27 protein-coding genes, 1 tRNA gene, 1 pseudogene and 1 riboswitch are annotated in these 25,365 nt (G+C 59.1%); of the genes and pseudogenes, 11 read left to right on the plus strand and 18 right to left on the minus strand.

Annotated elements, in window-relative coordinates; all coding sequences use genetic code 11:
* Positions 1-38 precede the first annotated feature (38 nt).
* Positions 39-1,415: a cystathionine beta-synthase gene (locus tag UM93_RS10435; protein WP_045075444.1), complete on the minus strand. Its 1,377-nt coding sequence runs from the start codon at positions 1,413-1,415 to the stop codon at positions 39-41.
* Positions 1,416-1,511: 96 nt separating this feature from the next.
* Positions 1,512-2,729, minus strand: coding sequence for a M20 metallopeptidase family protein (locus UM93_RS10440; RefSeq protein ID WP_045075446.1), 1,218 nt, complete (start codon positions 2,727-2,729; stop codon positions 1,512-1,514).
* 79 nt (positions 2,730-2,808) lie between these two features.
* Here UM93_RS10440 and UM93_RS10445 point away from each other — a divergent pair, with 79 nt between their 5' ends.
* Positions 2,809-3,354 carry a hypothetical protein gene (locus UM93_RS10445; protein WP_045075447.1) on the plus strand — a complete coding sequence of 182 codons (546 nt, stop codon included), beginning with the start codon at positions 2,809-2,811 and terminating at the stop codon, positions 3,352-3,354.
* A gap of 83 nt (positions 3,355-3,437) precedes the next feature.
* On the opposite strand, the gene UM93_RS10450 is transcribed toward UM93_RS10445, so the two are convergent.
* A complete protein-coding gene (locus UM93_RS10450) occupies positions 3,438-4,604 on the minus strand; it encodes an RtcB family protein (RefSeq protein WP_045075449.1) in 1,167 nt (388 codons plus the stop codon).
* Positions 4,605-4,996: 392 nt separating this feature from the next.
* On the opposite strand from UM93_RS10450, the gene UM93_RS10455 reads away from it, so the two are divergent.
* The 3 genes from UM93_RS10455 (at position 4,997) to UM93_RS10465 (ending at position 7,532) form a co-directional block, all read left to right on the plus strand.
* Positions 4,997-6,184: an SLC13 family permease gene (locus UM93_RS10455; protein WP_045075451.1), complete on the plus strand. Its 1,188-nt coding sequence runs from the start codon at positions 4,997-4,999 to the stop codon at positions 6,182-6,184.
* A 149-nt stretch (positions 6,185-6,333) separates the two neighbouring features.
* Complete coding sequence (locus UM93_RS10460; RefSeq protein WP_234399289.1) at positions 6,334-7,200, plus strand: DNA-3-methyladenine glycosylase family protein; 867 nt, start codon at positions 6,334-6,336, stop codon at positions 7,198-7,200.
* Between the two features lie 50 nt (positions 7,201-7,250).
* Positions 7,251-7,532, plus strand: coding sequence for a putative quinol monooxygenase (locus UM93_RS10465; RefSeq protein ID WP_045075454.1), 282 nt, complete (start codon positions 7,251-7,253; stop codon positions 7,530-7,532).
* Positions 7,533-7,609: 77 nt separating this feature from the next.
* Here UM93_RS10465 and UM93_RS10470 read toward each other — a convergent pair whose 3' ends face one another.
* The 4 genes and pseudogenes from UM93_RS10470 to UM93_RS10485 all read right to left on the minus strand — a co-directional run.
* Positions 7,610-7,987 carry a thioredoxin family protein gene (locus tag UM93_RS10470; RefSeq protein ID WP_045075455.1) on the minus strand — a complete coding sequence of 126 codons (378 nt, stop codon included), beginning with the start codon at positions 7,985-7,987 and terminating at the stop codon, positions 7,610-7,612.
* 224 nt (positions 7,988-8,211) lie between these two features.
* Positions 8,212-8,922, minus strand: a complete 711-nt coding sequence (locus UM93_RS10475; RefSeq protein WP_045075457.1) for an MgtC/SapB family protein — start codon at positions 8,920-8,922, stop codon at positions 8,212-8,214.
* A gap of 162 nt (positions 8,923-9,084) precedes the next feature.
* A riboswitch (M-box (ykoK) riboswitch) is annotated at positions 9,085-9,255 on the minus strand.
* Between the two features lie 178 nt (positions 9,256-9,433).
* Positions 9,434-9,838, minus strand: a complete 405-nt coding sequence (locus tag UM93_RS10480; RefSeq protein WP_045075459.1) for a VOC family protein — start codon at positions 9,836-9,838, stop codon at positions 9,434-9,436.
* A 151-nt stretch (positions 9,839-9,989) separates the two neighbouring features.
* Positions 9,990-10,388: pseudogene (locus tag UM93_RS10485) on the minus strand (helix-turn-helix transcriptional regulator); the annotation flags it as partial.
* Positions 10,389-10,462: 74 nt separating this feature from the next.
* Here UM93_RS10485 and UM93_RS10490 point away from each other — a divergent pair.
* From UM93_RS10490 to UM93_RS10500, 3 genes are read left to right on the plus strand one after another with little or no spacing between them, the layout of a single operon-like run.
* The gene (locus UM93_RS10490; RefSeq protein WP_045075460.1) at positions 10,463-11,134 is read left to right on the plus strand and encodes a TetR/AcrR family transcriptional regulator; all 672 of its coding nucleotides are present in this window, start codon (positions 10,463-10,465) and stop codon (positions 11,132-11,134) included.
* Positions 11,131-12,105 (plus strand): ABC transporter ATP-binding protein, encoded by a 975-nt coding sequence (locus UM93_RS10495; protein ID WP_052663740.1) that lies wholly within the window; start codon positions 11,131-11,133, stop codon positions 12,103-12,105. The genes UM93_RS10490 and UM93_RS10495 overlap by 4 nt, the downstream gene beginning before the upstream one ends.
* Entirely contained in the window at positions 12,102-12,926 is an 825-nt protein-coding gene (locus UM93_RS10500; RefSeq protein WP_199921741.1) for an ABC transporter permease subunit, read from the plus strand. The genes UM93_RS10495 and UM93_RS10500 overlap by 4 nt, the downstream gene beginning before the upstream one ends.
* 82 nt (positions 12,927-13,008) lie before the next feature.
* On the opposite strand, the gene UM93_RS10505 is transcribed toward UM93_RS10500, so the two are convergent.
* From UM93_RS10505 to UM93_RS10520, 4 genes are all read right to left on the minus strand, one after another.
* A complete protein-coding gene (locus UM93_RS10505) occupies positions 13,009-14,166 on the minus strand; it encodes an MFS transporter (protein WP_082057098.1) in 1,158 nt (385 codons plus the stop codon).
* 70 nt (positions 14,167-14,236) lie between these two features.
* Positions 14,237-14,701, minus strand: coding sequence for a MarR family winged helix-turn-helix transcriptional regulator (locus UM93_RS10510; protein WP_045075464.1), 465 nt, complete (start codon positions 14,699-14,701; stop codon positions 14,237-14,239).
* Positions 14,702-14,732: 31 nt separating this feature from the next.
* Complete coding sequence (locus UM93_RS10515; RefSeq protein WP_422784939.1) at positions 14,733-16,139, minus strand: MFS transporter; 1,407 nt, start codon at positions 16,137-16,139, stop codon at positions 14,733-14,735.
* A gap of 99 nt (positions 16,140-16,238) precedes the next feature.
* Positions 16,239-16,901, minus strand: a complete 663-nt coding sequence (locus UM93_RS10520) for a sunset domain-containing protein (protein WP_045075465.1) — start codon at positions 16,899-16,901, stop codon at positions 16,239-16,241.
* 101 nt (positions 16,902-17,002) lie between these two features.
* Between UM93_RS10520 and UM93_RS10525 the strand changes: the two genes are divergently transcribed.
* Positions 17,003-17,506: a GtrA family protein gene (locus tag UM93_RS10525; RefSeq protein ID WP_045075467.1), complete on the plus strand. Its 504-nt coding sequence runs from the start codon at positions 17,003-17,005 to the stop codon at positions 17,504-17,506.
* A gap of 114 nt (positions 17,507-17,620) precedes the next feature.
* Positions 17,621-17,830 (plus strand): hypothetical protein, encoded by a 210-nt coding sequence (locus tag UM93_RS10530; RefSeq protein WP_045075468.1) that lies wholly within the window; start codon positions 17,621-17,623, stop codon positions 17,828-17,830.
* A 168-nt stretch (positions 17,831-17,998) separates the two neighbouring features.
* Here the strand turns inward: UM93_RS10530 and UM93_RS10535 are convergent.
* A tRNA-Tyr gene (locus UM93_RS10535) sits at positions 17,999-18,080 on the minus strand.
* An 87-nt stretch (positions 18,081-18,167) separates the two neighbouring features.
* Entirely contained in the window at positions 18,168-18,419 is a 252-nt protein-coding gene (locus UM93_RS10540; RefSeq protein ID WP_045075469.1) for a hypothetical protein, read from the minus strand.
* A gap of 154 nt (positions 18,420-18,573) precedes the next feature.
* On the opposite strand from UM93_RS10540, the gene UM93_RS10545 reads away from it, so the two are divergent.
* Entirely contained in the window at positions 18,574-19,062 is a 489-nt protein-coding gene (locus UM93_RS10545; RefSeq protein ID WP_045075471.1) for a YajQ family cyclic di-GMP-binding protein, read from the plus strand.
* On the opposite strand, the gene UM93_RS10550 is transcribed toward UM93_RS10545, so the two are convergent.
* Complete coding sequence (locus UM93_RS10550) at positions 18,971-20,311, minus strand: acyltransferase family protein (RefSeq protein WP_052663741.1); 1,341 nt, start codon at positions 20,309-20,311, stop codon at positions 18,971-18,973. The two genes, UM93_RS10545 and UM93_RS10550, sit on opposite strands and share 92 nt — an antisense overlap.
* A gap of 210 nt (positions 20,312-20,521) precedes the next feature.
* Between UM93_RS10550 and UM93_RS10555 the strand changes: the two genes are divergently transcribed.
* Positions 20,522-21,298, plus strand: coding sequence for a VOC family protein (locus UM93_RS10555; protein WP_045075472.1), 777 nt, complete (start codon positions 20,522-20,524; stop codon positions 21,296-21,298).
* A 116-nt stretch (positions 21,299-21,414) separates the two neighbouring features.
* Here the strand turns inward: UM93_RS10555 and UM93_RS10560 are convergent, their stop codons facing one another.
* From UM93_RS10560 to UM93_RS10575, 4 genes are all read right to left on the minus strand, one after another.
* The gene (locus tag UM93_RS10560; protein ID WP_045075474.1) at positions 21,415-22,071 is read right to left on the minus strand and encodes a response regulator; all 657 of its coding nucleotides are present in this window, start codon (positions 22,069-22,071) and stop codon (positions 21,415-21,417) included.
* Complete coding sequence (locus UM93_RS10565) at positions 22,068-23,255, minus strand: sensor histidine kinase (RefSeq protein WP_045075476.1); 1,188 nt, start codon at positions 23,253-23,255, stop codon at positions 22,068-22,070. Before UM93_RS10565 ends, UM93_RS10560 begins: the two co-directional genes overlap by 4 nt.
* A 109-nt stretch (positions 23,256-23,364) precedes the next feature.
* Positions 23,365-24,057 (minus strand): histidine phosphatase family protein, encoded by a 693-nt coding sequence (locus tag UM93_RS10570; RefSeq protein ID WP_045075477.1) that lies wholly within the window; start codon positions 24,055-24,057, stop codon positions 23,365-23,367.
* Between the two features lie 16 nt (positions 24,058-24,073).
* Positions 24,074-25,348: an MFS transporter gene (locus UM93_RS10575; RefSeq protein WP_045075479.1), complete on the minus strand. Its 1,275-nt coding sequence runs from the start codon at positions 25,346-25,348 to the stop codon at positions 24,074-24,076.
* Between the last annotated feature and the right edge of the window lie 17 nt (positions 25,349-25,365).

The raw sequence follows: 25,365 nt of genomic DNA on the forward strand, positions 1-25,365 counted from the left end.
CACGCCGAAACGTCAGCTCCGCGTGGCGAGTGGTTTTTCTAATCTTGCAGGTAGAACAGCAAATCGTGGCGGGTAAGAATTCCCACCGGCGCACCAACGAAAGTCACCAGCAGCGCATCGACATCCTGCAGCTTGGCTCGAGCCGCCGAAATTGGCTCCAAGGAGCCAATGATCGGCAGGGTCGCGGTCATGTGTTCGGTGATCTTATCGGTCAGCTTGGCTTCACCACGGAACAGCTTGGCGGTGAGTAAACGTTCGTCGACCGAGCCAACCACTTCGCCCATCACCACCGGCGGCTCGGCGGTGAGCACTGGAACCTGGGAGACTCCGAACTCATCCATCAACCGGATCACGTCACGCACTGTTTCATTGGGGTGAATGTGCACCAAATCGGGCAGTTGACCGGTCTTGGCGCGTAATACTTCGCCCACTGCTGGCTGATCGGTGGTCTTCAGGAAGCCGTAGCTCTGCATCCACTCGTCATTGAAAATCTTCGCCAAATAGCCCCGGCCAGAATCTGGTAGCAGCACCACCACGACGTCGTCCGGGCCTAGCTCCGCGGCCACCCGGAGCGCCGCGACTACGGCCATCCCGCTGGAACCGCCGACCAATAGCCCCTCTTCACGAGCCAACCGCCGGGTCATGGCAAAGCTATCGGCGTCGGAAACCGCGAGCACCTCGTGCGGCACCTCGGGATCGTAAGAGCCGGGCCAGATATCCTCGCCAACGCCCTCGACGAGATAGGGGCGTCCGGTACCGCCGGAGTAGACCGAACCCTCCGGATCCGCACCGATAATCCGCACTTCACCCGAGGCGCGGTCAGCTGAGACTTCGCGTAAGTACTTGCCGGTGCCGCTAATCGTGCCACCGGTTCCCACCCCAGCCACGAAGTGGGTAACCTTACCCTCGGTGTCCCGCCAAATCTCGGGACCGGTGGATTCGTAATGACTCAGTGGACCATTCGGGTTGGAGAACTGATCGGGTTTATAAGCGCCCGGAATCTCGGTAACTAAACGGTCTGAGACACCATAGTAAGACTGCGGCGAATCGGCAGCGACGGCGGTCGGCGTGACCACCACCTCGGCACCATAAGCGCGCAAAGCGGCCCGCTTATCCTCGGCGATCTTGTCCGGCACCGCAAAGACGCAGTGGTAACCGCGTTGCTGCGCCACCATTGCCATCGCTACACCGGTGTTCCCCGAGGTTGGCTCTACCACCGTGCCGCCGGGCGCGATCTTGCCCTCGCGGGCGGCTTCGTCGAGCATCTTGACGGCGATCCGGTCTTTAGCCGACCCACCGGGGTTGAAATATTCAACCTTGGCCAACACGGTGGCTTGGATGCCTTCCGTCACCTTATTGAGTTTAACCAGTGGCGTATTGCCGATCAGGTCCAGTACCGAGTTGGCGTATTTCATGGACTTAAGCGTACCGTCCGGGTAGCTAAGCTGAGGAACAGGAGCGGCAAGCGGGAGGCCCGGACTGCCGCCCCGGTTTCAGTCGAGACTCACCGGCTACACCGTGGCGCGATTCAGCCTGCGCACCGCCAACTCGGCGAGCAGGGCTGCGCCGTCGGCAAGCACCGAATCATCGAAATTTGCCCTCGGTGAATGATTGCCATCAGCGTTGCGAGGATCTTGGTGCGCACAAGCGCTGAGGAAAACAAAAGTACCCGGCACCTCTTCGAGAACGTAAGAGAAGTCCTCGCCGCCGGGAATCGGGTTCTCCATCAAGTGGAACCGTTCCTCGCCAAAGAGCTCCTCAATGACTCCCTGGGTGAAGGCAAATTCCGCCTCGTCATTAACGGTCACAGGGTAGACATGTTCAAATTCGACGTCAGCCTGCAAGCCATGTGCTTCGGCAATGCCTTTGATTAACCGCACGCTGTAGTCCTCGACCTTGGCCCGGCTCTCGACACTGAAGGAGCGCACCGTTGCGTCGAATTCGGCACTATCAGAAATAATGTTTTCCTTGCTGCCGCCGGCGATCCGGCCCACTGTCACCACGATCGGATCAAAGATATCGAAGTGCCGAGTGACCATGGTCTGCAGCGCCAGCACGGCTTCGCAGAGCGCGGGCACCGGGTCATTCGCCCGGAACGGTGACGAACCATGACCGCCCTGCCCGATGAACTTCACCCGTAAATTATCCGGCGAGGCCATCAGGGTTTTCGGCCGTCCGGTCCAGACGCCGAGGGGCGCCTGGTCGGACATCACGTGCAGGCCATAGGCCGCATCTACTCGTCGACCTGCAGCCTCGAGCAGGCCCTCATCGATCATCGGCTTGGCCCCACCCGGACCTTCTTCACCGGGCTGGAACATGAAAACAACGTCGCCAGCCAATTCCTCGCGCATAGCATGCAACACTTTTGCGGCACCTACCAGACCGGCGACATGCATATCGTGGCCGCAGGCGTGCATTGCCCCGTTGACGGACTTGAAAGGCACATCGACAAGCTCGGTCACCGGCAGTCCGTCCATATCGCCGCGCAGCAGCACCACCGGACGGTCCTCACTCTTTTCGGTCTCAGCGCCGCCACGCAATACTGCGGTGATGGAGCTGAGCCCTTCACCCAAGGTGATTTCTAAGTCAAGCGGTTTCAGGGCTTCCAGAATCTGCTGTTGGGTTTGCGGTAGATGCAGACCAATTTCGGGGTTCTGGTGCAATTGACGCCGCAAGGCGATGATCTCGGAGGCAAAGTCGGCAGCTAATTCCTGAGTGCGAGTAGTCATGAATTCAGCCTAGCGCTCGAGGGCCCCGCATCACGCCGGACCAACCCCGCAACTCCAGCTCAGACGCTAGGGTGTTTCGATGAACTTCTTTAAACGACTCTTCGCCGGATCGGATCACCCGGTTCCGTCCCAGTCAGACCCAAGCAAAGAAGCCGAGACGAATCTCAGCTTCCATGTCGTGTTGGTTTGCGACGGCGGGAATCGTGAGGCCGTCGCCGAAGCCCTCTCGGCAGCAGCGGAGATTCCCCTCGAGGCGGCCAAAGCCGGAGTCCGCCTCGGCGAGCTACCCTTCACTTTTCCGAGCCTACAAGCCGCGCAAAACTGCGAGTCAGAGTTACGCAAAGTAGGCGCTCAGACATTGAGCGGTTCAAGACCTCGGGTCGGCGCAGAAAGCGTCTTCATGGTGATGCTGACTGAAGCTGCTCCATTCCCCGAAAAACTGGCTAACAACTTGGTGGAAAACTTCCTGGGCACCCCAGAAGAAGCGCTACTCATCGCCCGCCACGGCGGGGTCATAGATTTCAATCTGGATCAGGGCACCGCGAAAAGTTGGGCCGATGAACTTCGCGGCAACTACGGCTGCAGCGTGGAAATTGTGCGAGGCCAATACCTCGGAGATCTGTAGACGTAGCGGTCGACCGCCCGCTGAGCGCGGGGTGAGTGAGTTTCCCCCTCACCCCGCACCTCAGGCCCTCAGCTTGGGCGCGGTCAGTCGCCCTTCACATTAATGATCTGACGCAGCGTGTGCCTGATCTTGACCAGCGGCGCAGCGTCCTGCATCACGGTATCGATCGGCTTGTAGGCCTGGGGGATTTCGTCCACAAACGCCTCGGTATCCCTGAACTCAATGCCGACCATCGCCTCACGCAGCTGCTCCAGGTTGAAGGTCTTCCTGGCCTTGGACCGAGAGAACTCTCGGCCCGCGCCGTGCGGCGAAGAGTTCAGCGACATCTTGTCGCCCAACCCCTCCACCACATACGAAGCAGTACCCATCGAGCCGGGGATCAGCCCCAGATCGCCGGGCTCGGCCTTAATCGCACCCTTCCGGGACAGCCACACCGACTTACCGAAGTGAGTCTCACGCTGAGTGAAGTTGTGGTGACAGTTAATCCGCTGCTGCTCCTGAACCGGCTCCCCCAGCCACTCAGCGAACTGACGGATCACCCGGTCCATCATTTCCTCACGGTTCAGCAGCGCAAACTGCTGAGCCCAGTTCAGCTCCCTAATGTAGGCGCTGAACTCCTTGGTGCCCTCCACCAGGTAGGCCAGATCGGGATCGGGCAGCTGAATCCAGTACTGCTTGGCCAGTCGCTGCGCCACCTTAATGTGCTGCTGCGCGATCTTATTACCTACGCCACGCGAACCGGAGTGCAGGAAGAGCCAAACACCCTCGTCTTCGTCAAGCGAGACCTCGATGAAGTGGTTGCCGCTGCCCAGCGTACCCAGCTGCAGCTCCCAGTTACCGGCGTAGTTTGCCGGATCGAATTCCGCGCGCTCTGCCAGTTCACGCAGCTGAGCGATCCTCGGCTCCGCGGTGGCAACGACCTTGCGGTTGTACCTACCGGCAGAGAGCGGAATTGCCCGTTCAATCTGCTCGCGCAGCGTCTTCCGATCCTCGGGCAGCTGACTAGCCGTGAACTGCGTCTTCACCGCGATCATGCCACAGCCGATGTCGACGCCGACCGCCGCCGGAATGACCGCCCCGAGCGTCGGGATGACCGAACCAACAGTGGCCCCCTTTCCCAGATGCGCGTCAGGCATCAGGGCCAGGTGCGGGAAGATGAACGGCATGGTCGAGGTGACCTGAGCCTGCTGCATGGTCAGTTCATCAATGATCGAGGCCCAACTGTAAAGCTTGCTATTGATTTCCTTCATGTTCCTATTCCTTCGAATTTTTCGTGTCTTATCGAAGGTTCGGGACCGCTGGCCAGCTATTGCCTCGATCGCGCGGCGCGCGCCGGGCAAAGAAAAACCCCGAACCTGTCTGGTTACGGGGTGTGAGAGTGGAAGACTACTTACACCGGTAACCCGAACAGCTGCTTTTCCTCCTGCAGGAGGGCAACCAAAAAGTCGCAACCGCGTTGTCTTTTCAAATCTAGGAAAGACACGATGCAACCTTTCTGTTGGGGTCTGTTTGGTTCTGTTCGGGAGCCACTCTTCTGAGCAACCTGCTCAGAATAACAGCCAGTCACAGTAAAGGGAAGCATGAAGTACTCGCTCGCACCACTCTCTGAGTGCCACCTCGGACGAGCGCAACGAGGAGCGTGATGAGGACTTTTCGTAGCTGGGCGCTACCCGCTGGCGCCTTTGTTATCGGCTTACTTTGCCTCTTCCTCGGGCTACTGCCATGGGCAAATTTTAGCGAGCTGGCACGCCGCACCATCCCCATCCTGCTCTTCGTATTAGCGATGACGGTAATCACCGAACTCGCCGACGATGCAGGGCTGTTCCGGGTTCTGACCTCCCGGCTGGCACGCTGGACGGGAGGGCGGGAAGGTCGAGGTAGGGTGCTCGCCCTATGGTTAGTCGTGGTCCTATTGGCCACCCTCAGCACTGTATTTCTCTCACTCGACACCACCGCGGTACTGGTCACTCCTGTCGTCGTACTGCTCGCCTTACACGCCAGAATTGCGCCGTTACCTTTCGCGCTCACCACGGTCTGGCTCGCGAATACCGCCTCACTGCTACTACCCGTTTCTAACCTGACAAATCTGCTCGCTCAGCACGCGCTGGATGTCACACCATGGCAATTCCTTGGCCTGCTCTGGGCACCCGCCCTGCTCGGGATTGCTCTGCCGGTGCTCTTCGTTTGGCTGCTGTTTCGTTACAAACTTGACGGGAAGTTCAGCGCACCGAACCTGGAAACCGCACCGGATCGAAGGCTACTAATACTCTGCGCCGTGGTGGTCACACTGCTCCTACCCGCTCTGATCAGTGGCATTCCGGTCGAGTATCCAGCTTTACTGGCCGCGGGGGTTTTGCTCCTCGCTTTTGTGGTGCGCCGCCGCGAAACCTTGCGTTGGCGAATTTTGCCAGCCAAACCCCTGCTGCTCACGATGGGCCTTTTCTTGGTGGTCGAGACCTTGCAGGTACACGGCCTGCCGATGCTGTTGAGTGGCGTTGCCGGTCGCGGCGAGGGTCTGTTCAATTTGCTTCAACTGAGCGTTGTGGGAGCCGGTACCGCGAATCTGGCCAATAATCTGCCGGCTTACCTCGCCTTGGAACCTACTGCGCAGAGCCCGCTCCGACTGGCGGCGCTGCTGATCGGGGTGAATTTGGGACCGCTGGTCACTCCCTGGGCCTCGCTGGCTACTCTGCTGTGGCATGAGCGGCTCAAGGCGCTCGGGGTCTCGGTGCCGTGGTTCCGTTTCGCCATTCTGGGTCTAATACTGGCGGTTGTGCTGCTGCCGCTGTCAGTGCTAGCACTCTGGCTCTCCGCCGGATTGCCTGGCTAGTTTTTGGCTGTCTCCAGCGACCAAGACAACTAACCAGCCGATCCAAAGTGTTAGCTGTCGGGGTGACATGCGACTATTGAAGGATGCCCGCCAGTACCGCTCTCAGCAGAACGTGGCGCCCCCCTGGACCATACTCGTTGAATGCCACAGTGGGTGTGCTGAGACGCAGCCTGACCGATCCGTGCATGGTTTTCGAACAAGGTGCCTGGTGGCTGGCCTTTAACACCGCTCAGGGAGCAGCCACCCTTCGCCTACACAACGAGGCTAGTGAGGTGCGGGCCAGCGCCTTCGGGCCAGGGGCGGAAGCGGCATTAGAAACCCTGCCAGCGCTGCTCGGCGAGTTGGACGATTGGAGCGAGTTCGACTCCGAGACCTTTCAGCGGGCGTTACCTCCCTTAGTTCGCGAGGCGCGGCGTCGTAACCCGGGCCTGCGCCTGCCCGCCACAGGACGGGTCATTGATGCCTTGGTCCCGGCGATCCTTGAGCAAAAGGTAACCGGCAAGGAAGCCTTCCGGGGTTACCGAGCCTTGATTTCCTGGCACGGTAACCCCGCTCCGGGACCTGCTCCCAAAGCGCTACGGTTGGCCCCCATCGTCGGTACTTGGGCGACTATTCCATCGTGGGATTGGCATCGAGCCGGGGTCGGACCGCAACGCTCGGACACCGTAATGCGCGCCCTGCAGCGTTCGTCCGGCCTGCAACGTTTGGGCCAGCTCAGCGCTGACCAAGCGAGTGCCGGGCTGCAGAGCATTCCGGGAATCGGGCCATGGACCGCGGCTGAAGTTGTGCAGCACAGCCACGGCGATCCGGACTCGATCTCCGTCGGGGATTATCACTTAGCCAGTTTCGTCGGTATCGCCCTCACTGGTTCGCCGGTCGACGACGACGGCATGCTTGAGTTACTAGAGCCCTGGCGTGGGCATCGGCAGCGGGTGGTGCGGTTGCTTTATCTCTCCGGAGTCACCAAACCCCGACACGGCCCCCGGATGAGCGTGCGAGATTATCGGGCGATCTAGCTCCAGCGAGACGTATTACGACCCCTCGCGGTGGGGATAGGCTTAGCTTTATGAGTGAATTGGTGAATTTGCGGGCTACTTTTGTTCCTAATGACGGCGAGCAGTTCCGGGTGCGGCTTGCTTTGGACATTGCCATTGAGGAGGTCGTGAAGGAGCCCGGCTGCCTGCGCTATGAGGTTACCGAAGACACTCCTGAACGGATCGTGCTCACCGAACAGTGGGAATCCGAAGAAGCGTTGGCCGTGCACGGAAAAGGCTCGGCCGTGCAGGACCTCAATGAATCGTTATCGGCCCTGCTGGCCGAGCCGGTAAAGCTCGAACGACTAGCCTAGGCCAGTCCTCACCGCCGCGGTGCGGTACTGTCGGCTCTGCGCTGGCGGACTCGACAACACCCCGGTCGAAGCGGTTATTAATTCTTTTCGGCTTCGGCTTTCTGAGCAGCCACTGCGGCGTGAACTTCTTTCATGTCCAAACCCTTGACCGCAGTAATGACTTCCTCGAGCTGGCTCGGGTTGAGGGCACCCGGCTGCGAGAAGACCAAGACCTTCTCCCGGAACGCCATTAGGGTCGGGATTGAAGTGATGTTGGCCTCGGCCGAGAGCTGCTGTTCGGCCTCGGTATCGACCTTCGCAAATACCACGTCGTCATGCTGTTCCGATGCTGCTGAATACGTCGGTGCGAAACGCAAGCACGGCTGGCACCAACCCGCCCAGAAGTCGACCAGCACGATGTCATTTTCCTCGACCGTGGGTCCGAAGGTTTCACCTGTGATGTCTAAAGTCGCCATATTTCCAGCCTATCTCTTGAGGAGTTCGAAGCGAACCCGGGCAGTCGAGGAGAAAACTCCTTCGTACGGCCCGCTAAAAACCTCGAACACCCCGCACAACACTCGTCGACGAATCGATATTCCTCAATCCCCGTCTCTCTTTCACCGCCGAGTGTGCAGATCTACACCTTTTGGACGCCGGTTAAGGTGTAGATCTGCACACTCGGCGGCGGACGGGACCCGCCTCAGTCAAGTGCCACCGGCTCGGCGATGATCCAGCGCACCGAGGTCACCCTGGGTTCCAGGCTCAACCGGCTGACCGCTGCTTCTAACAACCGATCGTCCCGTTCCTGCGCTGAAAGCTCAGCCGCGATCCTAACTTCCCCGGGCGTTGAAGTATCCGAAGATTGCACCGAACGAAGCCTGAACTCCGGCAGGCTGACAGCGTGCACTATCAGGGTGCGCAGATGCGCCTCGGCGTCCTCGGCACAACGAACTTCAAAGAGATAGTCCACCGAGACCGGCTCGCGTCCGCCGTCCGGCCCTCTGTCCATGAGACGTCCGAGCGGCCGCAACAGCATGTTCGCCAGCATGATCGCTGCAGTGCCAGCGGCCGCTAAAGCAAACTCCCCCGCCCCCGCCAGGGCACCAATCGCGGCAGTGGCCCAGAGCGTCGCCGCAGTGTTCAGCCCACTCACCGAGGCGCCCTGTTTCATAATCACACCGGCTCCTAGGAAACCGATGCCGGAAACGATCTGAGCGGCAACCCGGGTCGGGTCAGCTCCCGGACCGCTAAAGCTATAACCGCCGAAAATAACGAACAAGGTGGCACCCAGGCTGACTAAGGCATTGGTCCGTAACCCGGCCAGGCGGGCGCGCCATTGCCGCTCGAAACCCACTAAAGCCCCCAATCCCAAACCGCAAAGAATGCGCAGGATCATCTCGAAGAATTCCATCTGTCCACCTCCGGATCACATCGATGAGCATCCAGTTCTGGCGCAACCAAGCAACCCGCCGGAAAAATCCAGAGGGCAAATTCGGTTGCTCCGGGACGGAACGCTGGTTCATCAGGACAGCGTGAGAGACTCGGGCGCACACCAGACGCGCCCAGATATTTGAAGTCACCCCCACGTAGAGCTTTGGCACTGCGCGACGTATCCGAAAAGCATTGGAAGCCACTTGGGACCACCCCTTAAGCCGAGGTGGCCTGTCCTGATCTTGGGCATCTCTCGATGTCGTCAGATCAGTGGCCTGTGTTCGCGCAGGAGCCTCGCCTAACGAGGTGCTGCTCTTTCAGTGTGACGGGTTCCGACCATCCGGGTCAAACCCCGGCGCCGAAAACCACAGCGAGTGCGGAGATCTGCACGCTAAAAGCCGTTTTTAGCGTGCAGATCTCCGCACTCGAGGAGGGAATGAGAGCGCCCGGCGCGGCGGACGGGGGCTCAAGAGTCTAAGGGACCCTCGAACCTAGGAGACCTGGGAGATTTTCACCATATTGCCGGAGGGGTCGCGGAAACCGCAGTCTCGCGGCCCCCAGGGCTGATCGGTCGGCTCCTGCAGCACCTCAGCACCCGAAGCCCGCACCTTCTCGAAAAGCGCGTCGACGTCGTCGGTGCTGAACATAATCATTGGCAGCACACCTTTGGTCAGCAGCTCCTGTAGCGCGTCGCCGTCGGCCTGCGAGCGTCCGGCATGCGGAGCGGAGAGCACAATGCCCAGACCGGGCTGATCCGGACTGCCCACGGTGACCCAGCGGAACTCGCCCTGGGCAACATCGTTGAGCACTTCGAGGCCTAGCGCATCCCGGTAGAAACCCAGGGATTCCTCGACATCGTTGACAGTTACATGGCAGTAATGGAGTGAAATAGTCATGCTTCGAGCTTATTCAGCCCGCCCGCCGCACGCTTCTCGAATCCTGCTCAGTTTCGGTTGCTTCTCGTTCTTGTCCTGGTTGACCTTCGTCGAGTGGATCGACCGGTGCCGCTTCGCCGACTACCGATCCCATCGGCAGCTGCTTGGTCTGTTTGCGCTTCTTCGGCCGAGTGTTGATCTTCGCCACGCAGGCCGGCATCGCCTCCACCGCCCGGTGTTCCCGGGAACGGTAAGCCGTCGGAGTTTCGCCGGTGATCTCGGCGAAGCTTGAGCTAAAGGAGCCTAAGGACGTTGCACCCACTGCCATGCAGGCGTCAGTGACGCTCATCCCGGTGCGCAATAACGCCATTGCCCGCTCGATTCGCCGGGTCATCAGATAGCCATAAGGGGTTTCGCCGTAGGCCGCCTTGAACTGGCGGGAAAAATGCGCGGGAGACATCAGCGCGCGCTGCGCCATCGTCGGCACATCGAGCGGCAGCGCGAAATCCCGGTCAATCAAATCTCGGGCTCGGCGCAGATCAGCAAGAACGGCAAGTTCCTGAGGCGTCATAATTCAAGCTTAGTCGCCCCAGAACTTGCCTACCCCTATTGCTAAGAATTGAACAAGTGTTTAGCATATTGAACATGAGTTCAACTAAGCAGCACGGGCCGCCGGCCGAAGACCTGAACACGCCGGCTAAGATCCGAGCGGCAGCGATCAAATGTTTCGTGGAAACCGGTTTCCAAAAAACCAGTATTCGCAGCATCGCCAGCGCCGCAGGAGTGAGCCCCGGTCTGGTCATTCACCACTTCGGCAGCAAGGATGGCTTGCGTCAGAGTTGCGATGATTACATCCTCAAAAGCACCTTCGCCCGCGCCAATGATGAATCCAGCCCGCAGGGCTTTCGCACCGTATTGCAGCAGCACCTCGACAATCCTGGCGACTTCGACCTGGAAATTGGCTACCTGCGCCGCGCGGTCTCGGAGAACTCCCCGGTCGGGCACAAGTTCATTGCTCTAGTGATCGAGGAAACCGAGACCATTGTGCGCGCCGGGATAGCCGACGGCAGCATGAATCCCTCCTCGGACCCGCGCGCCCTGGCAGTCTTCGTGGCCATGAGCAGCGTCACCTTGCTCACCATGAGCGAATACATCAATAAGGCACTCGGCGTGGAGGAATTCAACCAAGCCCTCACCGGCCGAATGGCCATTCCGGCGCTCGAACTCTTCACCCACGGTCTCTACACCGACGACAGCTATCTCAAGGCAGCACAGGAAGTGCTCGCCAACCAAAACACAGAAGGAGCAAGGCAATGAGCCAGCTCTCCACCGACGAGGTCAGCGAAACCCCCAGCAAAAGCCTCGACAACGCCATTGAGGCTCACCAGATCACCAAAAAATATGGCATCACCCTGGCCCTCAAGGGCGTTAGCTTCAGCATGCCGCGCGGCTCGGTTTTCGGCGTGATCGGCCCAAACGGTGCCGGTAAAACCACCACCATGCGCACCTTGCTGGATATTATCCGGCCAACCTCCGGCCACGCCAGCGTGCTCGGCGTCGACCCGAGAAAAGCCGGCCCAGAATTACGACGCCGAATCGGCTTCCTGCCCGGTGAATTGATTCTTGATGGCCGCAGCACCGGTCGGAAGCTTCTCCAGCACTATGCGGATATCTCCGGGCCAGTGACAAAGGGCAGGATCGAGGAGCTCGCCGAGCGACTCGGCCTCGACCTGAGCCGCCCAGTCCGCAAACTCTCCAAAGGTAATAAGCAAAAGCTCGGCATCGTGCAGGCCTTTATGCATAAGCCGGACCTCTTGGTGCTCGACGAGCCAACTAGCGGCCTGGATCCGCTCATGCAGCAGGTCTTCCTCGACCTGGTCGCCGAAGCCCGCGCGGCCGGGCAGAGCGTCTTCCTCTCTTCGCATGTGATCAGCGAAATTCAACAGGCAGCCGATGAAGTGGCGATCCTCAGAGACGGCAAAATCGTCACCATCTCGAGCGTGGACAAGCTTCGAGATTCCGCCATCCGACACCTTCGTTTGGTGGCTAGCGGCATTTCGGTTGCCGAACTCAGGCAACGACTGGACTCCCTTGACGGACTGGACAACCTCACCGTGAGCAGCTCGGGCGAGGACGTTGAAGCCACCGCAACCTTGGAAGGCAGCATCCCTCCCTTGGTTCAAGCACTTTCCACACTCTCCCTGAGCGATCTGGTTCTTGAGGAACCGGATCTCGAAGAATCGGTGCTCAAACTCTATTCCTCACCCTCGAAAGAAGCAGCACTATGAGCAGCACGACAGTTGAGCTGCGGCGAGTTCCGCTGCCGCTCTTTAGCAAAGCAATGACTGACTCTTGGCGATCCCTGATCGGCTGGATGATCGGCCTCGGCGCGGCCAGCGCCCTATACCTACCGCTCTACCCCGCCATTGGCGGCAATTCGCAGATGAAAGACTTGCTCTCCTCGCTGCCACCGGAGCTGACGAAAGCGATCGGCTATGACGATATTGCCTCGGGAGCTGGCTATGTCCAGGCCACGCTGTTTGGCTTGATTGGCTTCCTGCTGACTTCCATCGCGGCAGTGAGCTGGGGTGCTAGTGCGATCGGCGGCGATGAGGAGGCGGGGCAACTGGAGCTGACCCTGGCGCACGGCGTAACCCGGACTCAGATCGCAGTGGAACGCTATGCTGCATTGCTGCTTCGTATTCTGCTACTGGGCGCTTGGGTCTTTCTGCTTGTCGCGTTGCTCAACGGTCCGGCGCAAACCAATCTTGACCTCGTCAAATTACTCGGCGGCAGCGCTCTGTTCGCTGGCCTAGCTCTGCTCACCGGATCGGCGGCATTTATGGCCGGGGCGCTCACCGGACGTCGGGTCTGGGGCATTGGCATTGGCGCTTTTGTCGCCGTTGCCGGCTACGTCTTCAACGCGATTGGCAACCAATCGAAAGATCTTCAGTGGTTGCATGCCTTCTCCCCCATCAGCTGGGCATATAGCGATAAACCACTCGTCAATGGGGCTAACGGCTGGGCACTGCTGGCGCTCTATGGGCTGTCGTTACTGTTTGCCGCAGTCTCGGTGATCGCCTTACGCCGTCGCGATATCGGGGTCTAAGTTCAATCAAAAACGGGCTGCTGAGCGATTCGCTTGAATCGCTCAGCAGCCCGTCTCAGCTGTCTAAATTTCTCGCTGTCGCTCAGTGCTCGCTAGCCACACCGGCAAGGTGCTTACGGCCCAGCACCACCACGGCGATGCCGATCACGATGGCGACCGCGGCAACGAAGAACGGCACCTGTTCACCGAAGTGCTCACCCAGTTGGGCCGCGATGAAGGGCGCCAGCGCCCCGCCCATCCAGCGCACGAAATTGTATCCGGCGCTCGCCACCGGGCGGGGTGCGTCAGAGACTCCCATCGCCAGCTCGGTGTAAAGCGTGTTGTTAATGCCGAGCAACGCCCCGGAGAAGATCACCAGGATCACCACTAGCGGCACCGAGTGCCCCGCGGCGAAGCCAATCGCGATCAGCACCAGAGCTAGCAGCACCAGAGTGGCTGAGACCACTTGGGTAGTACCGAAACGGCGCTGCAACACCGGGGCCACGAAGACCGAGGTGATTGCCAGGCAGACTCCCCAGCCGAAAAACACGGCGCCAATGCCATAAGCATCCATGCCCAGGATGAATGGGGTGAACGCCAGGATGGTGAAGAAACCGAAGTTGTAGAACAGGGCGCTGCCCGCAGTGAATCGGAGCCCCTTGTGACCAAGCGCCAGCAGCGGATCGCGCAGCCTGGTCTTGACCGCGGGGGGTGCCATCTTGGGTAGCAGAACGAGGCAAGCGATGAAGGCCACTGCCATGGCGGTCGCGGTACCAAAGAACGGCGCCCGCCACTGCCAACCACCAAGCAAGGCCCCGAGCAACGGGCCGAGTGAGATTCCCAAGCCGAGCGCCGCCTCGTAGAGGATAATCGCAGTCGCGGTGCCGCCGCTAGCCACGCCAACAATAACGGCGAGCGCGGTAGCCACGAAGAGCGCGTTTCCCAAGCCCCAGCCGGCTCGGAAGCCGACCAACTCACCGACCGTATTCGAGATACCCGAGAGTGAAGCGAAGACCACAATCAAGGCCAGCCCGATCAACAGCGTTTTCTTACCCCCAATCCGCGAGGATACCCAGCCGGTAATCAGCATGGCGATCGCGGTGACCAGAAAGTAGCTGGTGAAAAGCAGCGAAACTTCGGAAGGGCTAGCTTTCAGGTTGCTCGCAATGGCGGGCAGAATCGGATCCACCAGGCCAATTCCCATAAAGGCAAAGACCGCTGCAATTGCGGTGGCCCAGACCGCAATGGGCTGTTTGAGCATTGAGACTTTTTCTTCGTGGAGAGTTTCTTCTATGGTTTCCACGCTGTGCTGAGCTGACACCGATCTATCCCTAGTTTCCCTGTGTAGAAATGTTGTTTTGGTTGAAACTGCCGTTGAGTTTCGCGATCGCCGGAATGGCGGCGCGCAGGCTCTGCTGCTCCGCGGCGCTCAAGCGACCGAGCAGTTCTGCCATTAAGTGATTTCGACGCGCATTATTTATCTCAGCAATGCGCCGACCGCTCTCGCTGAGACTGACCACGACAGCCCGAGAGTCCTCAGGATCGGCGCTCCTGCTCAGCAGACCGTCAGCTTCCAGCCGCTTAATGGCTTCGGTTGCACTTGGCACTTTGACGCCAAGATTAGCGGCAATCACGCTGACCCGAAGGCCGCCATTGGAGAGCATGGTCAACACGCTGAGTTGAGCGGCTGAAAGTTCGGCTTCAGCGTCCAGCTGCCTGGTGAGGAACACTGTCTGACGTAGCGAACTTCGAAAATCGGCTGCTAACTCAAGAAGATCAATATTTTCTGTACTCACAGTTAGGTAGCCTAACAGTTAGGTTGCCTAACTACAACTTGGATCGAGTCTCAGCTCTGCCTGGCCGCCAAAACAAAGTGATCACCAATGCGAGCACGGCTAGCCCGGCAATCGCCAACACTAACTGGCTCCACTGCTGCTGGTTGACACCTGGAGCATAGAAAACACCGATCATCACGGTGGCCGCGATTGCGCCAATATAGCGGCAGGTCTGCAAGATGCCCGCCGCCACCCCGGAGTCCTTCGCCGGGGTCGACGCGTACATGCCCTGGCTGGCTGCGATGTTGACAGCGGCGAACGGCAAGCCGAGCGCAGCCGTCAGGAGCAAGACGAGCGGCGGCGCGTAGCTGACCGTCAGCAACCACAGCAGGGCCACCCCAAGCAAGAGCACGAGCACTCCGGTGATCAGCATGCTCCTCACCCCAAAGCGGTCAATGGCCCTGGCTGCCAGCGGAGTCGCTACGACCGAAATCGCGGCGAGTGGCAGCATCAATAGACCGACCACATTGCTGGGATAGCCTGCTGACTGCTCAAGTAATTGCGGCAGACCAAAGAAACCCACGTAGTAGACGCCGTTAAAGACCAAGAATGCTAGATAGATCAGCAGTAACGGACGGTTCCTGCTCAGCAGCCTGAGATCCAGGAAGGGGCGCTGCACTGCCAGCTCCCGCCAGGCAAACAGCGCGGCAGCCAGCGGAGCCAGGCCGAGTAACCAGCCACGGTAGCCAGGAAGTGCATCGAGCAAGCCCATAATCAGCAACACCAGGGTGAGCGTGAAAGCCGCAATTCCAGGCAGGTCAGAAGCTTTGAGAAGCGAACCAAGGCTGCCTTGCTCGCGTGGTGGGTCGGCCGGCGCAAAGAACTTCACCCCCAGCAACGAGATCAAGGCGAGTGGCACATTAATCAGAAAGAGCCACTGCCAGCCCGCGACACTAATCAATAACCCGCCCACCACCGGCCCCAGCGCAGCGCCGACGGTGTTCGCCATCTGGATTCGAGAAAGCGGCCTGGTCGAACTCACCTTGGCAACGGCACTCAGGGCACGAACCATCACCACAGCGCTCGGAAAAGCGGTTGCCGTACCGATCGCCATCAGCGCGCGGGCAAGGCAGACCAGCAGGAAATTTGTAGCCAGCGGCGCAAGCGCACAGCTCAGCGCCACGATGACCATGCCGAGCATAAAAAGTCGCCGCGGCCCGAACCTATCGGCGAGTCGACCCATGAGCGGCTGGCCCGCAGCAGAGGCAAGATAGAACGAGGTGACAACCCAGGTCACCGTACCGACATCAAGGCCGAAATCTCCGCGCAATACCACGAGTGCAACGGCGATCATCGAAGAGTTCAACGGGTTAAGCGATGTACCAAGACTGAGCGCCAATACGGTCAGCCCGACTCGGCTTTTGGGCTGCGAAGCAGAAATCTGGTTGCTTATGGACACAATTCAGTGTGCGCTCGACACCGTCCGCCCGCTAATCGCGTCCATATATTGGGCCCATCACAACCTCATTAGCAGGCGCAGAGCTCATCCTGCGAAGAGTTATACCTTGGCCTTCCGATAACCAGCTTTCACCGCGGCCGCCTCGGTCGCGAAGCAAAGCTCGGGGTTGGTGGCTTTGTAGAATCGCTGCCCCGGCAGATGGTAGATGTGCGACTGTTTATTTCCCTTAATGGGGGCCCAGCTCGGACAGCTATTCTTACTGATCGGCTTTGCCACTGCGGCAAGCACTTGCACATAAAGCTGCGAACTGATGGATGCCTTATAGCTTGAGGTGGCGGGCAATCTGAGCGACCAACGGCCCGAAACGGCGGGCAACTGGGAAGCTTTGAGATACCCGCTGGCATTAGTTTTCACGGTACGGACCAAAGCATTCGGCTTAGCGCCGTCGGGATCAAACCAGATGCCGATGTTCAGAGCACCCGTTTTGACCCAGCTCTTTCCGGCCAGGCGTTGGACCTGCGCCTGCAAAGTAATTGAATTACCGGCGTAGACCTTCGCCGGCGCCGCTGAGAAAGCGGCCACTCGAGTCGTGACGCTGGGTGCTGCGTTGGCGACGAGTGGGCTCAAACCTAGTAGCGAAGACCCGGTAAGCATGGTCAACCCGATCAGCAGGAACCCTTGTCTCAGCGCACGCATTGCCTCACCCATTTCGACTCTCTTAGCTGCACCGGAATGAGTGCCCAGCCAAGCGTAACCAGCCACAGTTTTAGCGTCAATGGGGATAGCCCGCTGGCCAGCGAAGGACGAAGGTAGTATTGCCTTTCGAGAGGATTCAGCAATCTATCGCGGAGCCCTGGAGGGGAATGTTTCAATCGATCATTCAGCGAGTTCGTGGCCTCGTTCAGTTGCTTTGGCGAGAAGTTGCAAAATTCGGCATCGTCGGCGGAATCGGCTTCGTGATCGACAGCGCTATATTCATCTGGCTTTTTAGCGGGCCAATGCATGGCAGCGAAGTCTGGGCGAAGGCCATCGCCACAATTGTGGCAAGTATTTTCTCCTGGATTGCTAATCGTTTCTGGACCTTTCGGCACCGAAAACAGGCAAATCCAGTGCGAGAAGCAGTGATGTTCGCGGTAATGAACATCATTGGACTGCTGATCGCTTCCGGTTGCGTCTGGTTCGCGAAATATGCACTGAACCTAAACGACAAGGCCTCACTCTTCATCGCCGGTAGCGTGGTTGGCCTGATCTTAGGAACTCTGTTCAGATTTTTTGCCTACCGGTTCTGGGTCTTCAATGAAGAACTCGACTCCGAGCCGGAATTTGAACATGATCATGAACTTCTTGAAGCCAAGAAACCGCGCTGAGAGAGCACAACAGCTAAAGGCCTGAGGCTTCCGGCCTGCAAACCATCAGTGCACGTCTATCTCAGCCGCGGCACTCACACCGCTGAGCGGGTCCGCCGGTGTACAGTTAGCCGGATGAGTTCATATGCTTACCGCAGGGCCGACTGGGTCACCTCCCCTGACTTCATCAAATTAGATGTCCAGAGCGATGAAGAGGCATCGGAGTGGGCGGAAGCGCACCAAGAATTCTTCCCCGACGGTCCCGTCCAGGTGTTCAAACGCGAAACCCCGGAACACGACTGGGAACTCCTTGAAGAAGTTCGGCAAGAGGACGTAGCCCACTAACCAGCAGAGCCTGCTCGGCTTGGCGGTGGGGTCTTTGGCTGCCCTTTTGCTCAGATTGACCAGATTTGCCAGAAATTATGGTCGAAAGCACTCAGAGAACTAACTCAGATTAAGCAGAAGGCCCGTACTTCCCTGTTATTTCAGGGAAGTACGGGCCTTCTTACTCGGTGGCAGATGAGGGATTCGAACCCCCGTAGGCGTTGCCAGCTGATTTACAGTCAGCCCCCTTTGGCCGCTCGGGTAATCTGCCATGAGCGACTCCCCAGTGGGAGCAAGACAACTTTACAGAACAACTGGCTCAGAATCGAATCGAGTGGTTTTTCGGGCTTAGGCGAGTCTAATTTTCAGCCTGATTGATCTGCTTGAGCAGGCGTTTTTCAAATTTTTCGGCCTGTTCCGGAGTCAATTGACGGAGCTCAATCGCACGCGTCAGATCTTGATGGACGCCAGCGAGACGCGCCGTCGAACTTGAGGCTGTCGAACTGGGCACCGGAGCAAAGGCTGTCATCGCGGCGACGGTCGCCGCAGCCAGCACAGTACCGGCCGCGGCCTTGGCACCTCGAACAATGTAGCGGCGAGATTTCGACACCTGATGACTCCCTTCCCTTTACTGCTTAGTACTACTCTGCCGAAGCCAAATTTGTTCCGACTTCAGATAACCTAGATAACTGCTTTGAAGCTCTACCCACACAGCCGAGGACTAAGCTGGGGGCAGATAATTTTTGAGACAACCAGGAGGAATCATGGCGAGCGATTCAACTTTCGATGTGGTCAGCAAGGTCGATAAGCAGGAAGTAGCTAATGCGCTGAACCAAGCTCAGAAGGAAATCGCGCAGCGTTACGACTTCAAGGGCGTCGGCGCAGAGATCGACTTTAGCGGCGAGAATATCTTGCTCAAGGCGAACTCCGACGAGCGAGTCAAGGCGGTACTCGACGTCTTTGAGAGCAAGTTGATTAAGCGGGGCATCTCCCTGAAGTCCCTCGACGCGGGTGAGCCTTACCCCTCCGGTAAGGAATACCGACTGGAGGCGTCAATCAAAGAAGGTATCGCCCAGGACGTTGCTAAGAAGATCACCAAACTGATCCGCGATGAAGGCCCAAAGAGCGTCAAGGCTCAGATCCAAGGTGATGAGCTCCGCGTCAGCTCAAAATCGCGCGACGACCTGCAAGCCACCATGGCTCTCCTGAAAACCTTTGAGGACGCAGATCTGCAGTTCGTGAACCTCCGCTAGCTAGCCGGAGGGCTGTCATTAATCCCAGTGTGGCGAGCAACCAGCTCGCCGGGTTGGAACCCGTCGCCAATACCAGTACGACAGCGGTTACCGCGAGCAAGATCGCCAGCACCACATGCCGTGAATCACCACCGCTCACTGCTTGGCTGGGCAATTTCTCAAATCGACTCAGGTAGCCCGCCAAAGGAATCACCACGGCGAGTAAGGTTGTTAGCCAAATGCCCCGGCTAGCCCACCAAGCGAGGCTGAGCGGCTCCGGCATGGGAGAGCCGATCAGTAGCATGAGACCGATCAAACCGGCCATCGCGCTGGCGTGCCAGAGATAGATGGTCAACGAGTTTGTATTGGCAAAGTCGCTCGCCCGGCGAAGCCGCGGGCGCTCGGCGCACCGTTGCAAAGCTGTCCGGTTAATTTCCAATAGTGCAAGCTGGGCCATCCCAAGCAATACGAGCGGGAAGCGGGGTGGATTCAGATTTGTCAGCATATCCAGCGGCCACCAGGCCAACGCGGCACCGGCCAGTAATAGCCCTAATGCTCCGGCAAAAATCATCACTAGTGTCAGCCGCGACAACCTCATGCCCTGAGCGACAAAGAAGCCAATCTGCTGCATTAAAGCCCAGACGAAGATCAGGTTCGCAAAGCCAATACCCTCGATACCAGTGCCTGCTCGCAGTAGATCGACAGCGATCACGGCTACTAACAAAGCGCCAACTGTGAGCCAGGGAGCCCGACGATGAGCCGCTGCCATCACCGGCACCACGGCGGAGCAACCCAAATAGACGGCCAGAAACCACATTGGCTGCGAGATTCTGAAGCCGATTTGGCCTAGCAAGTCGGCGGGTACCCCGCTGGCAGCGAGGAGCACCAGCCCTAGGCCAACCACGCCAAACACCACGATGGCAGGTCGGCCCAGCCTGAGCAATCGTTCGCGAATGAAGCTACCAGCTGAGCGCCCGGCTTGTCGGCGTCGTTCCCAAGCGCCAAAGCTGGAAAAGCCACCCAGGATGAAAAACAGCGGCATCACCTGGAGGAAAAGCGACAGCACCGGGAAAAATGCTTGGCCTTCGAAGGCATTAGTGACCTGCCAACCGCGTACCGGGTCCAGTTGCACGCCCATCATAATGCCGTGAAAAAGTACCACCACTAGCAGGCAGACCGCCCTGGCTAAATCCACCACCACATCGCGGCGCACCGCCGTATTGTGGGCATCACCGGGGCTAGCTGCCGGTCGAGAAAGAAGCTGCGTCATGGCTGTCTCCTGAGAAATAATCTGCTATCTCTCAGCAGACTAAGAACCGGTTTTCCCAGTGCACATCGCTCAGCGGAGCGATTCTCTCCCCCTACCCCGGTATGGTCGCGGTCTCACAGCTAGCTCTGCGGGGTGAAGCATTGAATCGAGGCCTGCTCCGACATAGGGTCTAGGTGAGATGACATCGGTCATCAAGGAAGAGGAGCGATAATGACGACATCTGAAATCCCGGCTGGAGCGCCCTGCTGGATTGACTTGATGACCTCCGATCTGGAGAAGTCCAAAAACTTCTACACCGCGCTTTTCGACTGGACCTACGAAACCGGCGACGAAGAAAAATACGGCGGCTATGTAGTGGCCTCAAAGGACGGCAAGAGCGTCGCTGGTTTAATGCAGAACGCCCCAGACTCGGGCTATCCGGACGTCTGGAGCACCTATCTGCGCTCCGATGACATCGATAAGACAGCGGAACTTGCGGCGGCTAATGGCGGGCAGGTCTATCTGGCCCCGATGGAAGTCCCCGAACAGGGCAAAATGGGTATGGTCGGCGACCCGGCCGGAGCTGCGGTTGGCGTCTGGGAGTTCGGTGGTCACACCGGTTTCCAACTCCAGGCAGCTATCGGCGCCCCGGCCTGGTTCGAGCTGCACAGCAAGAACTATCAGGCCTCCCTAGACTTCCTCAAAGATACTTTCGGCTGGCAGCCCAGCACCATGTCAGACACCGAGGAATTTCGTTACAGCACCCTCGGAGAAGGCGATGACGCCCGTGCCGGCGTGATGGATTCCTCCGGATTCCTGCCCGAAGGCGTTCCCTCACACTGGGAGATTTACTTCGATGTCGCCAATGTCGATGAAAGCGTCGCCAAAGCCCTAGCGTTGGGCGCCCAGGTGATTCAAGAAGCCGAAGACACCCCCTTCGGCCGAATGGTCGGCCTGACTGACCCGACCGGAGCGGCTTTCAAACTGATCGAGCATCAGGATAGCTAAACCAAGGAACTAAATTATGGCCTGCCAACCCTAGCTGGGCTGGCAGGCCATAGGCATCCCTTCGGCATCACTGATGACCCGCCGGACGCTCCGTGCAGCGATTCGGCCAAACTCGGCTAAGCGGGTTCCACCAGGCCGGTGTCGTAGGCAAGCACCACCGCTTGGACACGATCTCTCAGGTCCAGCTTGGTGAAAAGCTTTGAAACATGTGTCTTCACAGTCTGCTCAGCGATAAAAAGTTCGGCGGCGATCTCCTGGTTGGAGAGCCCGCGGCCGACCAGGGTGAGCACTTCGCGTTCCCGTTCGGTCAAACCGTTCAACCGAGCGGTGTGCACAGCGGTTCGCGGTCGGCTCCTACTGAAATTTTCGATCAGTCTCTTAGTCACACTGGGCGCAAGCAGGGCCTCACCGGCTGCCACCACCCGTACCGCCGAGACCAGCTCATCGGCAAGGGCATCTTTGAGTAAGAAACCACTGGCCCCCAGCGCGAGCGCCTCATAGACGTAATCGTCGATGTCGAAGGTGGTGAGCATCAGCACCTTCGTGCCGTAGTTCGCGGCGATGATCTTTTCGGCCGCCTGCAAGCCATTCAGCTCGGGCATCCGCACATCCAAGAGCACAACGTCGGGATGCAGCTTGGCGCACAGCGTCACGGCTTCCTGCCCGTCCTCCGCCTGGCCAAGCACTTCAATGTCTTGTTGCGCGTTCAGTAAGGCGGCAAAGCCAGCCCTGACCATCGCCTGATCGTCGGCCAATACCGCGGTGATTGTCACGAATTCGTCCTTTGCGCTGGATCACTCATCGGCCCCAGGCTGCGCGGTAACCGTGCCTCAACCCGGAATCCTCCATTGCCTGAAGGGCCATACTCGAGCGTACCGCCAACAGCTTGGGTCCGCTCACGCATCCCGATCAAGCCATGGCCACCGGTCTTCTCGGTGGAAAGAGCACTCGTTGCCTTGTTTTCCACTAACACCACTAATTGCTTTGAGCTCTGACTAATCCGCACCGTGGCGCGAGAATTTGGTGCATGTCGCACCACATTGCTCAGTGCCTCCTGGACGATCCGATACACCGTCAGACCCAATACCGGCCCGGGCGTGAAGTTGTCGGGTAAGGAAATATCAACCGCAATACCAGCACGACGGATCGATTCAACTAGCGCTTTCAGATCGCTCACCCCGGGCTGCGGCCGGGTTTCACCTTGGCCATCCTCGGCCCGCAGCACCCCTAGAATGTGCCGCATCTCCGTCATGGCACGGCGTGAATGCTCGGCAATTTCATCAAACTCGGCGACCACCCTGCTATCCAGCTCGGGGTAACGATAGCGAGCCGTGGTGGCTTGCACGGTGACCAGTGACATCCCGTGAGCGACCACGTCATGCAGTTCGCGGGCAATGCCTGCCCGGTCCTCAACGATCTGCCTACGGGCAACCTCACTGGCGCTGACGCTACGCTCCACGGTGAGCTGCGCACGAATTAGCTGCCACTGCCGGGCAATGATTGAAGCGAGCAGCAAGCCGAATCCAACCGCGGCGAAAACCACCAGACTTCCCGTTTCCGGGGTGCCGAATTGCACGCCGCGGATCCAGGAGCCGCCGTAGGTCACGGCGGCCAGAGTTCCTAACCAGCACAAGGTCGCTACATACCAGGGGGCACGCAAACCGCAGATCACAATAATCGCGAGCTGAGTCAGCATCCCGATCACTGTGAACGGGCCGACTGCGCCCTCAGCGGGTTGAATAAACACCGAGGTGGCCAGGACGGCGAGCAGCGAAATCACCATACCGGTCCAGGCCTGGAAATAGCTGAGCAGCAAGCTGCCGGCATGCACGGCCGCTAGGAGCAGGCCGAGCACAATGTTCATGCCATAGATCGTGGTGTTCAGCGAAGCTGATACCGCTAAGACGACGAGCGCAGCTGAAAACAACAGAATCCGATCCCAACGGATTCTACGCAAGGACCGGAAACGCTGAGCGGGAAGCGCCGTGGCCTTGACCTCAGTCTTAACCTTAGTCTTAGTCCGAGCAACCCAGCGTCGAGGAAGGAGCTTAGGCTTGCCTGGTGGCTTAGTTTTCTTCAGCGCTCAGCCCTTCCAGATCAGGACCGTCATGCTTGCTGTCGGCAAGGCTTGGCCCACCGGCTGGTTCGGCGGTCCAGGACACCAGTCGCCATGGCCGTGCAGCATCATCATTATCGTCAGGATTGTCATAGTCCAAGATCACTACACCGGTGTTGCTGAGATCGTACTGCTGTGGGTTCTGCAGGTCAGCATTGGCCGCCCGGCTAGCCGCCCAAATACGGATCATTGCACCATGGCTAATAATTGCAGCGCTGCGATGACCCGCGTCGAGCGCCTCTTGCACAACCTCGTCGAACCGTTCCAGCACTTCGGTGCCGGTCTCACCACCGGGCATCCGCAACTCCGGTTGCCCCACTACCCAGCCGAAAACCACTGTGAGATATTTCTTGATCGACGCTAGGTCCCCTGCCATTTCTAATTCTCCGGCAGCGATTTCTCTGACACCTTCGCGCACCTGCAATTCCAGGGAGCGTTCATCGGCCAGCGGTTGGGCGGTTTGCTGGGCGCGCAAGGCCACCGAAGAATAGATGGCATCCAGCGGCTGATCGGCGAGGGCCGGCACCAGGGCCCGTGCCTGCTCAGAGCCGAGATCGGTCAAAGCGGGCCCAGGCATCGCAGTGTCCAGAAGTCTGCGAACATTAGATGGGGTTTGGCCATGACGGATCAGAATCAGACGCATATCCCTATTCTGACATCTAAGGTTCAGGGGTTCGCGCGTCATAACGCAGGAATTTAGGCTGGGTTTTGAGCAGAATCCACAGCGCAGCCACGCAGAGCAGCCCGCCAAGTAGGGCCGCAAAGCCTTCACCGAATAACTGCCCGCCGGTGCCGGAAAACAGGTCGCCGAGCCGTGGGCCCCCAGCCACCACGACGATGAAGATGCCCTGCAGGCGTCCGCGTAACTGATCCGGGGTGGCCGATTGCAGGATGGTGGACCGGAAGACGCCACTGATCGAATCCGCGATCCCCGAAATCACCAGAAGCAACACCGCAGGCCACAACCACGGCGAAACCTCCCCGCCCTGATGCTTACCCGCAAGCAGAACCACCGCACCCAACCCGGCTATTGCGGCGCCCCAGACGGTGATACAAATACCAACTGCCAAGCCCTGCCGGTGCACCCGACCCAAGGGGCCCGAGAACAGCGCCGCTAGTAGTGAGCCGATTGCCACCGCGGCAAGTAATAGACCGGCGGTGGCATCCCCACCGCCGAGCCATACCGCACCCATCGCCGGGAAAAGGGCCTTCGGCATGGCGAAGATCATGGCGCACAGATCGACCAGGAACGTCATCCGGATATTGGGGCGTAGCGCCAGGAACTGAAACCCTTCAAAGACCGAGCGCAAGCCCGCCTTGCGGACCTGATCACCCTCGGGCGGCATTGCGGGAAGTCTGAAAACCGCCCAGAGCGCGGCGGTAAAGGTGAGCACATCAATCAGGTACGTCCAGCCGTAGCCGACATGGCTGACCAAGAAGCCGGCCAGCAGCGGGCCAATACTCATACCGACGCCAAAGACAATCATGTTCAAAGCGTTTGCCGCTGGCAATAACTCCGGACGTACCAGCCGGGGGATGATTGCGCTCCGGGCGGATTGGTTAATGCCCATCGCAGCGCTTTGCAGACCCGCAAAAACATAGAGGATCCAAGGCTGGCCAAGTCCTAACCAGGCCTGAGCAGCGACCCCGATGGTGATAATCCAGAGTGCGGCAGCGGAATACAAGGCCACCTTGCGGCGGTCGTGGGCATCGACAATTGACCCACCGTAAAGCCCTGCAATAATCAACGGAACCAGCGAGAATATGCCAAGCAGGCCGACCGCGAAAGTCGACTGGGTGAGCGCGTACACCTGGAGACTCATCGCCACCAGGGTGAGCTGCGACCCCACCGAAGAAAGCGCAACCCCCGTCCACATTCGGCGATACGCCGGGCTCTCCCGGAGCGGAGTCACGTCGGCCAGAAGTTTGCGCACCGGTCTAGCTTAATACC

The organism is Psychromicrobium lacuslunae, from assembly GCF_000950575.1.
Lineage (GTDB): Bacteria > Actinomycetota > Actinomycetes > Actinomycetales > Micrococcaceae > Renibacterium > Renibacterium lacuslunae.